This is a genomic window from Sphingomonas sp. TDK1 (assembly GCF_001650735.1).
Taxonomy (GTDB): Bacteria; Pseudomonadota; Alphaproteobacteria; order Sphingomonadales; family Sphingomonadaceae; genus Sphingomonas.
The window spans coordinates 196743-209373 of record NZ_LXVY01000001.1; the positions used below are offsets into that span (position 1 = coordinate 196743).

Annotated in this window: 13 protein-coding genes; 8 read left to right on the forward strand and 5 right to left on the reverse strand. The window is 66.2% G+C overall.

Annotation, left to right across the window (positions count from 1 at the left end):
• Nucleotides 1-14 precede the first annotated feature (14 nt).
• Nucleotides 15-1538, forward strand: coding sequence for a S10 family peptidase (locus A7X12_RS00890; protein ID WP_064309742.1), 1524 nt, complete (start codon nt 15-17; stop codon nt 1536-1538).
• Between the two features lie 10 nt (nt 1539-1548).
• Here A7X12_RS00890 and A7X12_RS00895 read toward each other — a convergent pair whose 3' ends face one another.
• The gene (locus A7X12_RS00895) at nt 1549-1770 is read right to left on the reverse strand and encodes a DUF2945 domain-containing protein (RefSeq protein WP_064309743.1); all 222 of its coding nucleotides are present in this window, start codon (nt 1768-1770) and stop codon (nt 1549-1551) included.
• Between the two features lie 96 nt (nt 1771-1866).
• Here A7X12_RS00895 and A7X12_RS00900 point away from each other — a divergent pair, with 96 nt between their 5' ends.
• Nucleotides 1867-3018, forward strand: a complete 1152-nt coding sequence (locus tag A7X12_RS00900) for a glycosyltransferase family 4 protein (protein WP_064309744.1) — start codon at nt 1867-1869, stop codon at nt 3016-3018.
• Nucleotides 3019-3028: 10 nt separating this feature from the next.
• Here A7X12_RS00900 and A7X12_RS00905 read toward each other — a convergent pair whose 3' ends face one another.
• The 4 genes from A7X12_RS00905 to ubiM all read right to left on the reverse strand — a co-directional run bounded on the left by A7X12_RS00905 (nt 3029) and on the right by ubiM (nt 6827).
• The gene (locus A7X12_RS00905) at nt 3029-4222 is read right to left on the reverse strand and encodes a sensor histidine kinase (protein WP_157105457.1); all 1194 of its coding nucleotides are present in this window, start codon (nt 4220-4222) and stop codon (nt 3029-3031) included.
• A gap of 181 nt (nt 4223-4403) precedes the next feature.
• Nucleotides 4404-4727, reverse strand: coding sequence for a DUF2218 domain-containing protein (locus A7X12_RS00910; RefSeq protein ID WP_064309821.1), 324 nt, complete (start codon nt 4725-4727; stop codon nt 4404-4406).
• Between the two features lie 72 nt (nt 4728-4799).
• Entirely contained in the window at nt 4800-5300 is a 501-nt protein-coding gene (locus tag A7X12_RS00915; RefSeq protein WP_232318213.1) for a PadR family transcriptional regulator, read from the reverse strand.
• Between the two features lie 357 nt (nt 5301-5657).
• Nucleotides 5658-6827 (reverse strand): 5-demethoxyubiquinol-8 5-hydroxylase UbiM, encoded by a 1170-nt coding sequence (ubiM, locus tag A7X12_RS00920; protein ID WP_064309747.1) that lies wholly within the window; start codon nt 6825-6827, stop codon nt 5658-5660.
• 250 nt (nt 6828-7077) lie between these two features.
• On the opposite strand from ubiM, the gene A7X12_RS00925 reads away from it, so the two are divergent.
• Genes A7X12_RS00925 through nagA form a run of 6 tightly spaced genes read left to right on the forward strand, consistent with a single transcriptional unit; the run spans nt 7078 to nt 12618 of the window.
• The gene (locus tag A7X12_RS00925; protein WP_064309748.1) at nt 7078-8397 is read left to right on the forward strand and encodes a replication-associated recombination protein A; all 1320 of its coding nucleotides are present in this window, start codon (nt 7078-7080) and stop codon (nt 8395-8397) included.
• On the forward strand, nt 8390-8737 hold the full coding sequence (locus A7X12_RS00930; protein ID WP_064309749.1) for an MmcQ/YjbR family DNA-binding protein: 348 nt from the start codon (nt 8390-8392) through the stop codon (nt 8735-8737). The genes A7X12_RS00925 and A7X12_RS00930 overlap by 8 nt, the downstream gene beginning before the upstream one ends.
• Nucleotides 8734-9594, forward strand: coding sequence for a hypothetical protein (locus A7X12_RS00935; RefSeq protein WP_064309822.1), 861 nt, complete (start codon nt 8734-8736; stop codon nt 9592-9594). Before A7X12_RS00930 ends, A7X12_RS00935 begins: the two co-directional genes overlap by 4 nt.
• A gap of 44 nt (nt 9595-9638) precedes the next feature.
• Nucleotides 9639-10379 (forward strand): copper homeostasis protein CutC, encoded by a 741-nt coding sequence (locus tag A7X12_RS00940; RefSeq protein WP_064309750.1) that lies wholly within the window; start codon nt 9639-9641, stop codon nt 10377-10379.
• A 59-nt stretch (nt 10380-10438) separates the two neighbouring features.
• Nucleotides 10439-11488: an SIS domain-containing protein gene (locus tag A7X12_RS00945; RefSeq protein ID WP_064309823.1), complete on the forward strand. Its 1050-nt coding sequence runs from the start codon at nt 10439-10441 to the stop codon at nt 11486-11488.
• Entirely contained in the window at nt 11485-12618 is a 1134-nt protein-coding gene (gene nagA / locus A7X12_RS00950) for an N-acetylglucosamine-6-phosphate deacetylase (protein ID WP_064309751.1), read from the forward strand. Before A7X12_RS00945 ends, nagA begins: the two co-directional genes overlap by 4 nt.
• Nucleotides 12619-12631 lie beyond the last annotated feature (13 nt).

Consider the following 12631-nt stretch of genomic DNA (forward strand, 5'->3'; position numbering starts at 1 on the left):
CTGCATCAACATTCATGCCGGGGGACAATATCTTGCGCCGTTCGACCCTAATCGCTGCTTCCGTCGCCGCCCTTCTGCTCGCCCCCCAGGCACCCGCGCAGGACAAGAAGGCGGATACCGCCGAAGCCAAATCGGAGTCGAACGCCGACAAGAGCGATCTGCCACCACTCCCCGACGACAAGACAATCAGCCAGAGCGCGGTCATCGGGGGCAAGGCGATCCGGTATCAGGCGACCGTCGGCAAGCTGCCGGTCTATGACGACAAGGGCAAGAAGATCGGCGAGGTCGTCTACACGGCCTATGTCGTACCCGGCGGCGGCGCCCAGCGGCCGGTGACTTTCGCGTTTAATGGCGGCCCGGGCGCGGCCTCGGTCTATCTCAACCTAGGCGCGGTGGGACCGAAGCGCGTGCAGTTCGGCGACAAGGGCGACGCGCCCTCCGATGCGCCGCTGCTGGTCGACAACCCTTCCAGCTGGCTGGACATGACCGACTTGGTGTTCATCGATCCGGTCGGGACCGGCTTCAGCCGCAGCCTGGTCGACGCGGACGCGACCAAGAAGGCGTTTTATGCCACCGAGCCGGACGTCAAATATCTCTCGCGAATCGTCTATGACTGGCTGGTCAAGAACGAGCGGCTGCGTTCGCCGAAGTTCGTGATGGGCGAGAGCTATGGCGGCTATCGCGCACCGCGCATTGCCTATGAGCTGCAGACTCAACTCGGCGTCGGCATCAACGGTATCGTGATGGTGTCGCCCTATCTCGATCCGGCCGCGACGGCGGGATCGGATGCACTCTCCCCACTCCCGTGGATGATTACCCTTCCCTCGATGGCGGCAGGCCATTTCGAGCGCGAGGGCAAGCTGACGCCGCAAGCCATGGCCGGCGTGGAGGCCTATACGCGCGGTGGCTTCGCGACCGACCTGCTCGCGGGCCGGTCCGATCCCCAGGCGACGGCGCGACTGAGCGGCAAGGTGGCGGAACTGACTGGGCTCGATCCCAAGCTGGTCGGCCGCCTGGACGGACGAATCGACGAGGGCACCTATCTGCGCGAGGTGCACCGCGACGACGGCAGGATCGGCAGCGTCTACGATTCGAACGTCGACGCCTTCGATCCCTTCCCCAACGCCGCCGAGCGCAAGTCCGGCGACCCGATCCTGGAAGGAATCATCGCGCCGACGACCAGCGCGATGGTGGACTTCATCACCCGCGAAGTAGGCTGGAAGACGACTGCGCGGTACAATGCGCTGTCCTTTTCGGTGAACTCGGCCTGGGACCGTGGCACGCCGGACGACGCGCCGGTCAGCGATCTACGCAAGGCTGTTGCCAACGATCCGAAAATGGGTGTGCTGATCGTTCATGGCTATAACGATCTGTCCTGCCCCTATTTCGGATCGCGGCTGATCATTGACCAGATGCCGCGCTTCGGCGTGGAGCAACGGGTGAAGCTGGGGGTCTATCCCGGCGGCCATATGTTCTATTCCCGCAAGGCGAGCGCCGAGGCGTTCAAGGCGGATGCGCGGGCGCTGTACGTACGGTGAGGACGGGGGGCTATGAGCTAGCGTCCAGCTCGCTTTCCAGCTTCAGCGCACGGCCCCCGCCTTCCTGCTCTACGAGATAGGCGGGGTTTTCCTTCGTTCCGTTCCGCACGATCTTCTCGCCCTTGATCGTGCGCTGCACACGGCGCTCGAAGCGTTCGGCCACCTTGCCATGCGCCTGGTGGCCGCCCCAGTTCCAGCGCACCGCGGCGCCCTTCGCGAAATGCTTGCTCATAATGGGCATAATCGCCCGACCCTGAGCCATGTTCCGCTGCTGGGACAAGTCGTCCGCTTGCCCGCCCCGCCGCTGCCGATTAAGGCGCGGGTACAAATGCAACCCTCCGATCTTCGCGTCGCGCTCTTCAGCGGCAATTACAACTATGTTCGCGATGGCGCGAACCAGGCGCTCAACAAGCTCGTCGGCTATCTGCTGGACCAGGGCGTGAAGGTCCGCGTCTATTCACCCACCACCGATACGCCCGCCTTCGCGCCCACCGGTGATCTGGTGAGCGTACCTGCCTTGCCGGTGCCAGGCGGCCGCGCCGAGTACAAGTTTGCGACCGGCCTGCCGAAGAGCATCCGTGCGGACCTCGAAGGGTTCGCCCCGAACATGGTGCATGTGTCTGCGCCGGAGTTCCTGTGCCACGGGGCCGTGCGCTGGGCGCGCAAGCACGACATTGCTACACTTGCCTCGCTGCACACGCGGTTCGAGACCTACCCCGCCTATTACCATCTGGGCTTCGTGGCGCCGGTTATCATCAAGCTGCTGACGCGGTTCTACAATCGCGTCGACCAAGTGGTGACGCCCGGTGATTCGACCGCCCAGCTGATCCGCGACTGGGGCGTGACGACACCGATCCGCATCTGGTCGCGCGGCGTGGATCACGATCGCTTCAATCCGGCGCGCCGCAGCCTGGAATGGCGCCGCGCTTTGGGCATCGCCGATAATGAATTCGCGGTCGGCTTTCTCGGGCGGCTGGTGCTGGAGAAGGGCCTGGATATCTTCGCCGAGGTCTGCAACGCACTCACCGCGCGCGGCGTACCGCACAAGGTTCTGGTCATCGGCGAAGGCCCCGCCCGCCCCTGGTTCGCCGAGCATGTGCCCGGTGCCATCTTCACCGGCTTCCAGCGTGGGGACGATCTGGCGCGGGCGGTCGCCTCGATGGACGTGCTGTTCAATCCCTCGGTCACGGAGACCTTCGGCAACGTCACGTCGGAAGCGATGGCGTGCGCCGTGCCGATCGTCGCCGCGCGCGCGACGGGCGCGATCGACCTGGTGGAGGAAGGCGTGAACGGCTTCCTCGTGCCGCCACGCGACGTGAATGCCTATGCCGATGCGATCGCGCAGCTGATCCGCGACCCGGCGCTGGCCGCGGCCGCCGGGGCGGCCGGACACGAAAAGGCGCAAGCCTATGTTTGGGACCGGGTGAACCGCGCCGTGCTGGACAGCTACATCGAAATCCTGGCCCGAAAAGGCCGATAATCGCCGAGGCCTAGCCGGCGAGCCCGCCGCGCGCGGCCAGGACAAAGCCCAGCCGCGAACCGCCTTCGGGCGGTGTGTGCAATTTCAGCGCCGTCTGATGGGCTTCGAGAATCCGCTGGGTGACGTTGAGGCCGATGCCCTGCCCGCCGCTGGTCGACCGGCCCGGCTCGGGCAGCACCCCACCGGGGAAACCCGGACCATTGTCGGCCACGGACATCTCGACGCCGTCGCTGACAGCGCACGCGGAAAGCCGGATCCACGCGCCCGGCGTTCCGCGAAGCGCCTGCGCAGCATTGCGGAGAAGATTGGCCAGCACTTGCCCGATCTGCACCCGATCGGCCAGCAGCGCGCCCAACCCTTGCTGCACCTTCACCGCGATCTCCGGCGCGGGCCCGCTCCATGCCGCGCCGAAAAGCTCCAGCGCTTCCTCGAACAGGGTTTCCGCTGCGACGAATTCAGCGTCGATCTCGCCATGCTCGACCAGCGCCCGCGTTCGCGCGACGATCTGTGACGACCGCCCGATCTGCGCGCGGGCCTGGGCGAGCTGGCGCAACACGTCGGGACCGCCAGTGCCGCGCAGCGCCATTTCGACGGTCGCAATATAGTTCGACGCGGCGGACAGCGGCTGCACCATTTCGTGCGCCAGCATGGCAGCAGTAGCAGCGTCTTCTTCCGCGGCGCTGCGCGAGATGCTCCCGATCAGCGCGCGCTGCGCCTTTTCCAGGGCGTCGCGCGCCTTCATCGCAGCGAGCATTTCCCGCTCCACCAGCAGGCGATTCTTCGCGACCGCGACATAGCTGCAGATGGTGCGGAGGAACCGCAGCTCGGTTTCGGTGAACGGAACGCCGCTGCGCCGCCCGAAGCCGAGGGTGCCGAGCAGAACCTCGCCGTGCAGCAGCGGCGTGCAGGCATAGCTGTCCAAGCCGACGTCGCGAATGAAGTTGGTCATCGGATTGTCGCTGCCCTGCACCTGTGCGACCACACGCGGGGTGCGATCGCGCGCAACCATGCCGCACACCGCCTGGCCAAACTGAAGCCGCGCCCCTGCCTGCTGCTGCGCCTCGTTCAGGCCACCACAGGCTTCCAGCACCAGCAAATGATCGGGCTCAGCGCGATAATGGAAATAAACGTCCAGCAACAGCTCATCGCGGACCATCTCAAACAGATAGTCGATCATCGCCGTCGGATCGGAAGCGCCCAACATTTTGCCCGCACAATCTGCAAGCAAGCCAAGCAACCGGGCTTCGCGGCGCTCCGTTGCACTCGCAACGTCTTCCTGGATCCGCGACCCGATCACTCGCCCTCTCCCAAGCACCGCCAATGCAACCTTCTTATGGAAGGTTCATACCGGCAAATTCTCGCGGATTAAACGGCAACTTGCGCGCCTACTGCCAATCGAAGCGCAGTTCGCCCTCGCGGAAGGCGAAGCGATCGAGATGTCGGGCGACCGCGCCCTTCAGTCCCTCCAGCTGATCTTCCGAGGTGGCGTCGATCCGCACGTCGAGACCGGTTTCGGCGACGTTGAACGCTACCACCGCATCGCCGGGGTGATCGGCGCCGCGCGCATCCTTGGGAAATACCACGGTGCCGTTCTCGGGCGTGAACTCCACCTGCAAATTATGCTGCCAGTGCTTGCACAGTTGCTGGAGGTAGCGACTGGCGTGCTCGGTAGGCACGAGCGCGTGGCTAGTGAATGGGGCAATCGTCATTCTGCTCTCCTTGGCCGCGACGGGGACGATCCCCAGCCGACGGCGTAACACCTCGATCCGGGGCATCGTTGCTTACAGCCGTTCGATCTTGCGCGCGGCCTCGTCGAGGATCTCGGCGATCGCGTGCAGGCGTTCGGGATCAACCTCCTCGTCGAACACGCTGGCGGCGAGCACGGTCTTGAGGTTATGCATCGCCCGGCGCACCGGGCCGCCGCTGGTGCGCGCATGGCGCTCGCCGAGATCCGCCAGCCGCTGGAACAGGGCTTCCACCTCTGCGGCATTCTCCTCGAGATGGGCGGTGCCGGCTTCGGTGATGGCGAACTGCTTCTTGGCACCGTCACTCTTGTGTTCGGCAATCAGGTCCATGTCGTCGAGCATGGTCAGCGTCGGATAGACGACGCCGGGGCTCGGAGCATAGGCGCCGTTCGAGCGCGCCTCGATCTCACGGATAAGATCATAGCCGTGGCGCGGCGCTTCCGCGATCAGCTTGAGCAGGATCAGGCGGAGCTCGTCGCCGCCGAACATCCGTCGGCCACGGCCGCCATGGCCACGCTCGCCCATTTCGAAACGCATGTCGAAGCCGCCGGGAAAGCCCCCGCCCCAGCCGCCGCGGCCACGAGGACCGAAATGGCGACCGTGAGAATGTTGATGATGGCCATGACGGCCAAATTGGAAAAACATGGCAATGCACATCCTGTGTGAGTCTTGATGCGCACAAGATATATCTTGAAAGAGATTGTGCAAGGGCTTTCTTTAGCCCCCTCTCCTCGGAGGAGGGGTTGGGATGGAGGAATTCCAGACCAGAAGTTGGTCTCGGTGAGACACGCTCCGCCCCAACCCCGCATCAGGTGAACAGCGCCCGCGCTGTGCCGACGCTGCCGGGGCAGCGCCGACCTGATGCGCCTGAAGGGGAGGAGCTCCAGATCTGCCTTAATGCGTCAGCATCGCCCGCACCGTGGGCCGGACAAAGGGCAGCCCCGCGCCCAGCCGCAGCACCGCATGCCGCATCGCGCGGGCCGGCAGTCGCTCGTCGGTGAACAGGCGCACCAGCAGATTGGTCCCGGTGTAGAGCGGCTTGCACGCCGCGCGATGGCCGTTCTCGAACCGCCGCAACACCGCCGGCATCGCCGGATCCATGCCCCGCCGCACCGCGTCCCGTACTTCCGTCGCAAGCAGCGCCTGGCCGCTCAATCCCAGGTTGAAGCCGTGTGCCGTAACCGGGTGCATGCCCACCGCCGCATCACCGATCAGCGCCGCGCGGCCGCTGACGAACTGATGCGCCCAGGTTGTGACCAGCGGATAGATGTTGCGATCGCTCACCACTTCCATCCGTCCCAGCCGCTGGCGGAAACGGCGGGTGAGGTCGCGGCCGAGCGCGGCATCGTCGAACGCGGCGACCCGCCGCGCGGCATCTTCGGGCAGCGTCACCACTGCACCGGCGAGATTGCCGTTCAGCGGCAGCAGCGCCAGTGTCTGGCGGTGGTCGAACCATTCCAGTGCGGTTTGGCCATGCGGTAGCTCATGCTGCACGCGCATGACCATCATCGATCGGCCCAGCGGATTGATATCGGCCTCGATCCCCAGCGCCTCGCGCGTCCTGGAAAGGCGCGAGTCCGCAACCACCAAGAGCCGCGCCCGCACGACCTCGCCCGAGGAAAGCAGCACTTCCGCGCGTGGCCCGGTGGCCCCCGAGCGCGCGTGCACCACTTCGGCCCCCGTCACCAGCCGCAGCCCGGGCTGGTGCTTCACTGCATTGTACAGCGCTGCGCGAATGCGGTGATTGGGCACGAGATAACCGAGCTGGTCGTCTTCCTTACTGGCGGTGAAGTTTAGCGAGAACGGCGAATCGCCGTTTACCACCTTGGCCGCGTGCATCGGCGCGATCTCCTCGGCCGGTAGCCGCCCCCAGGCTCCCAGCTGCTCGAGGATTCGCTTCGAACCATGCGTGAGCGCGATCTCGCGCCCGTCGAAGCGCGGACTTGCCAGCGCCTCCAGCGGCGCGCGCTCGAGCAGCACGATGCTAAGCCCGCTATCTTCCAGCGAACGTGCGAAGGCGAGGCCGGCCGGCCCTCCCCCGACGATGACGACGTCGCAGTCCATGCCCGATCCTCCGCTACTCCGCCCCACCCCGCCCTATGGCGTTCGGGGGCCACTTCCCCACCACCCGCCATGGTCCGGCGAAGGCCGGATCCAGACGCTTACCGCGTCGGCTCCCGCTGCACCGGAGGGGCGAACGAACCCCGGCCTTCGCCGGGATTGCCCACGGTTTGAAGGGGCATGCGCGGCGCGGCCTTGCGCCCGATCAACCAGCGGGATGCAAATCGCAGCACAGCCGCCTATCTTGGCCGCAATGGCCGACCTTTTCGCGACCCACGAACAACCCGCCGCCGACTCGCCCCCTGCCGGCGGCCCGCTTGCCGATCGCCTGCGTCCGCAGAAGCTTGACGAAGTGGTCGGTCAGGAACATCTCACCGGGCCACAGGGCGCGATCGGGCGGATGGTCGCGGCGGGCAAGCTCAGCTCGATCATCTTCTGGGGTCCGCCGGGCACCGGCAAGACCACCATGTCGCGCCTGCTCGCCGATGCGGTGGGGCTACGCTTCGTCGCCATCTCCGCCGTGTTCTCGGGTGTTGCCGACCTCAAGAAGGTGTTCGCCGAGGCGCGCGACCATGCCCGGATCGGCAAGCGCACCCTGCTGTTCGTGGACGAGATCCACCGCTTCAATCGTGCGCAGCAGGACGGCTTCCTGCCCTATGTCGAGGACGGCACCGTCACGCTGGTCGGCGCCACGACCGAGAACCCCTCGTTCGAGCTCAACGCCGCCTTGCTCAGCCGCGCCCAGGTGCTGATCCTCCATCGCCTCGACCATGCGGCGCTGAGCCAGCTGCTCGATCGCGCCGAGGCGCTGGAGGAACGCCCCCTGCCTCTTACGCCTGAAGCACGCGACGCGCTGGTGGCGAGCGCGGACGGCGACGGCCGCTTCCTGCTCAACCAGGCCGAGACGCTCTTCTCCGTGCAGTTCGAGGCGCCGCTCGATCCCGCCGGGCTTTCCGCCTTTCTCCAGCGCCGCGTCGCGGTCTACGACAAGGATCGCGAGGGGCATTACAACCTGATCTCGGCGCTGCATAAATCGGTGCGCGGCTCCGATCCGCAGGCGGCGCTCTATTATCTCGCACGCATGCTCACCGCGGGCGAGGAGCCGCTGTACCTGCTCCGCCGCCTCGTCCGCATGGCCGTGGAGGACATCGGCATGGCCGATCCCAACGCGCTGGTGCAGTGCATGGCAGCCAAGGACACCTATGATTTTCTCGGCTCGCCGGAGGGGGAGCTGGCGATCGTCCAAGCCTGTCTCTACCTGGCGACAGCCCCCAAATCGAACGCCGCCTACAAGGCGCAGAAAGCGGCCTGGAAGGTGGCGAAGGAAACCGGCTCGCTGATGCCGCCGCAGAACATCCTCAACGCGCCGACCAAGCTGATGAAGCAGATCGGCTACGGCACCGGCTATACCTACGACCATGACGCCGAGGGCGGCTTCTCCGGCGACAATTACTGGCCGGCAGAGATGGAGCCGCAGACCTTCTACACCCCCACCGATCGCGGGCACGAGAAGCGCGTGGCCGAGCGGCTCGCCTGGTGGGCGGCGATGCGGGAGCAACGGCGCGATGGATGATTGGGAGGATGCCTGTGCCTATGCGTGTTCGCTGCCGGAGGTCGAGATCGGCAGCTGGTGGAACACGCCCTGTCCGAAGATCAACGGCAAGGGGCTGCTTTCGCCCAGCCGGGAGCCGGGCAGCTTTGGGCTGATGATCCGCCAAGACGAGAAGCCGATGCTGCTAGAGACCGATCCCGAGACCTTCTGGCAGACCGATCATTATCGCAACTACCCGATGCTGCTCGTCCGCTACGGCACGTCGGCACGCGCGCGGATCGAGCTCTACATACAGCGCGCCTGGTGGGATCGCGCAAAGAAAGCACAACGCCTCGCCGCCGGTCTGGGAACGCGCCCCTGACCCTCACCGATTTCATTGCGATCGACTGGTCCGGCCAGGCGGTCGAGCGCCCCAAGGGGCTGGCAGTGGCCCATGCGCGCGCCGGTGACGCGGCACCGACACTGATCGACCGGCCCTGGTCGCGCGTCGATATCCTAGCTTTTCTCGACCAACTGGCAGAGTCTGGTACGCGGGCGCTGATCGGCCTGGACCTGTCCCCGGCATTCCCCTTCGCCGACGCGGGCGCTTATTTTCCCGGCTGGGAAGAAAGCCCTGCCGATGGACCCAAGCTGTGGGCGCTGGTCGAGCGGGTTTCCGAGGCAGATCCCCACCTCGCCGCCAGCAGCTTCGTTCGACATCCCGAGGCGCGTCGCCACTTCCGTCAGACGGGCGATTGCGGCGACCTGTTTCCCGGAGGACGCGGCCGGTTCCGCGTCTGCGAGTTCGGCCAGGAAAAGATGGCGCTCTCGCCCTACAGCTGCTTCAATCTAGTCGGCGCAAGTCAGGTGGGAAAATCGAGCCTCACCGGCATGCGCGTGCTGCACCGTTTGCGCGGACGCATCGGAATGTGGCCTTTCGACCCGTTGCCGGAAACCGGCCCTGTTTTGGTGGAGATATACACCTCGCTCGCTGCGCGGCTAGCGGGGATGCGCAAGGGCATTTCCAAGATCCGCGACGCGGAGACGCTGAATATCATGCTAGCCGCCTTCGGCTCTGCCCCGCACGCACCGCTGCCGCGCTATGACGATCACGCGACCGACGCGATCCTGAGCGCCGCCTGGCTGCGAGTGGCAGCAAGGCAAGCGCCGCTATGGCATCCCGCAGGGCTGACGCCCGAACTTGCCCGCACCGAGGGCTGGACGTTCGGCGTGCCCTGAGGAATAGGACTTTTCTAGAACCTTCCTTGCTGGGCCGAATACCTATGCGTCGATCGCTCGAAGTCTGTGTGGAAGACATTGCCGGAGTAGAGGCGGCCGTGGCGGGCGGCGCGGACCGGATCGAGCTGTGCGCGGCGCTGGCGGTTGGGGGCCTTACCCCGCCCGCTTCGTTGATCGCGGCGGCCGCGAAGGCGCCGATACCCGTCCATCTGCTCGCGCGCCCCCGCGACGGCAATTTCGTCTATACCGCCGCCGAGGCGGGGCTGGTAGCAGCCGACATTCGCGCCGCGTCCGAGGCGGGCCTCGCCGGAGTAGTGATCGGTGCCAGCTGCGTCGACCATCATCTCGACGCTGAAGTGCTGGCCGCATGGATCGCGGTCGCCAGGAGCGGCAGCCGACCGCTTTCGCTCACGCTGCATCGCGCCTTCGATCTGTGCCCCGATCCCGTGGCGTCGCTGGAAACGGCGATTGCCCTCGGCTTCGATCGGATCCTCACCTCCGGCTGCACACCCAAGGCAATCGACGGGCGGGAGATGCTGGCCAAGCTCGTCGCAGCCGCAGGCGATCGCCTCACCATCCTGGCAGGGAGCGGCGTCGACGCGACAACGCTGCCGCCGATTCTAAATACGGGCGTGCGCGAGGTCCATGCCTCGTGCAGAAGCCCGCAGGAAACTGCGAACGCCCGGGAAATCGCGTTCGGATTCCAGACAGGACCACGCCTCGCTACCGATGCGAAGAAGGTTCGTGCCCTGCGTAAATTGCTGGACGCGCAAGCTAGCGCTTGAACAATACCAATATGTAACTTATCCCTGATTCTGTCATAGCCAGTGGAGGCATGGGGGACATGATCGCCGAAATCGAAAAGCCCGCAGGTGGCACGACGCTGATGGCGTCGGAGGCTGCTGAAGCCGGTGCGGCAGTTCGCCGCCTGCTTGACGCGAATGGCCCCGCCCTCGCCGCGCTGGCGCGGGACCTGCGTGCCAATACCCCCGCGCTGGTCGTCACGTGCGCGCGCGGTTCGTCCGATCATTCGGCGACCTACGGCAAATATCTGATCGAGACTTTGATCGGCGTGCCGGTCGCCTCGGCGGCGCCGTCGGTGGCATCGGTGTTCGAGGCTTCGGTCGCCACCACGCGCGCGCTTTGCATCGCCGTGTCGCAGAGCGGCCGTAGCCCGGATCTGCTCGCCACGGTGAAGGCATATCAGGATGCCGGCGCTCGCGTGGTCGCCTTCGTGAACGACGAGGAATCGCCGCTCGCGGCGATGGCCGACACCACGATCGGGCTCAAGGCGGGCCCGGAGCGATCGGTCGCCGCCACCAAGTCTTACATCACCGCGCTGGCGGCTTTCGCCGCGCTGGTCGCCGAATGGGCACAGGACGAAGCGCTGGCGACCGCTTTGACAGCGCTGCCCGCGCAGCTGGAACGGGCCCGAGACTTCGACTGGAGCCCGGTCGTCGACACGCTGCGCAATGCCACCAACCTGTTCGTGATCGGTCGCGGCTACAGCTTCGCCGTAGCCCAGGAAGCAGCACTGAAGTTCAAGGAAACCTGCAGCCTGCACGCCGAAGCGTTCAGTGCCGCCGAAGTCCGCCATGGCCCGATGGCAATCGTGGGTGACGGCTTCCCGGTGCTCGCATTCGCAACGTCGGACACCGCAGGCGACAGCGTCCGGGAAGCATGTGCCGAGTTCGCCGAACGCGGCGCGCGTATCTGCCTGGCAGATGCCAAGGCGAACGACGCCTCGCCGCTGCCGGTGATCGCCGCCCACCCTGCGGTGGAGCCGATCCTGATGGTCCAGAGCTTCTACCCGATGGTGAACGCACTTTCACTGGCGCGCGGCAACAATCCCGATGCGCCGCTATATCTCCGCAAGGTAACCGAGACTCGATGAGCAGTTTCCGCTTCGTCAACGGCCATGTCATCACCGCCGCCGGCACGCTGCCGGAAGCCGTGATCGAAGTCGATCAGGGCCGCATCGTCTCTATCGCATCCGAAGGCACCGGCACCGACACGATCGACCTGGATGGTGGCTGGATCGTTCCCGGTTTCATCGACGTCCAGGTCAATGGCGGCGGCGGCGTGCTGTTCAATGATGTGCCGACGGTGGAAGGCATTGCCGCCATCGGCGCGGCGCATGCAACGTTCGGCACCACGGCCTTCCTGCCGACGCTGATCAGCGACGTTCCCGAAGTGATCGCCAAGGCGCTCGATGCAGCCGATGCCGCGATCGAGGCAGGCGTGCCTGGCTGCGTGGGCGTGCACATCGAGGGCCCGATCCTCAACAAGGCGCGCAAGGGCATCCACGATGCGGGCAAGTTCCGTGGCCTGGACACCGCCATGGTCGAACTGCTCGGCCGCCCGCGCCGCGGCAAGGTGCTGGTGACGCTCGCGCCTGAGATGGTCGACCTCGCCGATGTCCGCCGCCTGGCGGAGGCCGGCGTGCTGCTCGCGATCGGCCATAGCGACGCCACCTATGAGACCGCGGTTGCCGCCTTCGAGGCCGGCATGACCGGCGTCACGCATCTCTACAACGCGATGTCGCCGCTGCTCCACCGCGCGCCTGGCGTGGTGGGTGCCTCGCTCGAGAACCAGACTGCCTATTGCGGCATCATTCCCGACGGCTTCCATGTCCATGACGCGGCGCTGCGCATCGCGCTGCACGCGCGGCCGCACGATCGCTTCGTGCTGGTTACCGACGCAATGCCCAATGTAGGCTCGGACATGACGTCGTTCGATCTGCACGGCCAGCATATCCGCGTCGAAGGCGGGCGGCTGCTCGGCGTCGACGGTACGTTGGCGGGCTCGGCGCTCGACATGACCGGCGCGTTCCGCCACATGGTCACCCGCATCGGCACGTCGCCCGAAGATACCGCGATGATGGCCGCCGCCAGCCCCGCCGCCTTCCTCGGCCTGTCGCACGAACGCGGCACGCTTGCGCCCGGCCTGCGCGCCGACTGGGTGCAGATGACCCGCGACTTCCAGCCCGCCGGTTGCTGGATCGGCGCAACCCGCTTCCCCTGAGCCCACGGAGACC

Bases quoted from the DNA above. Each gene is read 5' to 3' on its own strand.
- A7X12_RS00915 (WP_232318213.1), bottom strand. From the start codon at position 5,300: ATGCGTTTCGAAATGGGCGAGCGTGGCCATGGCGGCCGTGGCCGACGG.
- A7X12_RS00930 (WP_064309749.1), top strand. From the start codon at position 8,390: ATGGATGATTGGGAGGATGCCTGTGCCTATGCGTGTTCGCTGCCGGAG.
- A7X12_RS00895 (WP_064309743.1), bottom strand. From the start codon at position 1,770: ATGAGCAAGCATTTCGCGAAGGGCGCCGCGGTGCGCTGGAACTGGGGC.
- nagA (WP_064309751.1), top strand. From the start codon at position 11,485: ATGAGCAGTTTCCGCTTCGTCAACGGCCATGTCATCACCGCCGCCGGC.
- A7X12_RS00940 (WP_064309750.1), top strand. From the start codon at position 9,639: ATGCGTCGATCGCTCGAAGTCTGTGTGGAAGACATTGCCGGAGTAGAG.
- A7X12_RS00890 (WP_064309742.1), top strand. From the start codon at position 15: ATGCCGGGGGACAATATCTTGCGCCGTTCGACCCTAATCGCTGCTTCC.
- A7X12_RS00900 (WP_064309744.1), top strand. From the start codon at position 1,867: ATGCAACCCTCCGATCTTCGCGTCGCGCTCTTCAGCGGCAATTACAAC.
- A7X12_RS00905 (WP_157105457.1), bottom strand. From the start codon at position 4,222: ATGTTGGGCGCTTCCGATCCGACGGCGATGATCGACTATCTGTTTGAG.
- A7X12_RS00945 (WP_064309823.1), top strand. From the start codon at position 10,439: ATGATCGCCGAAATCGAAAAGCCCGCAGGTGGCACGACGCTGATGGCG.
- A7X12_RS00910 (WP_064309821.1), bottom strand. From the start codon at position 4,727: ATGACGATTGCCCCATTCACTAGCCACGCGCTCGTGCCTACCGAGCAC.
- A7X12_RS00925 (WP_064309748.1), top strand. From the start codon at position 7,078: ATGGCCGACCTTTTCGCGACCCACGAACAACCCGCCGCCGACTCGCCC.
- ubiM (WP_064309747.1), bottom strand. From the start codon at position 6,827: ATGGACTGCGACGTCGTCATCGTCGGGGGAGGGCCGGCCGGCCTCGCC.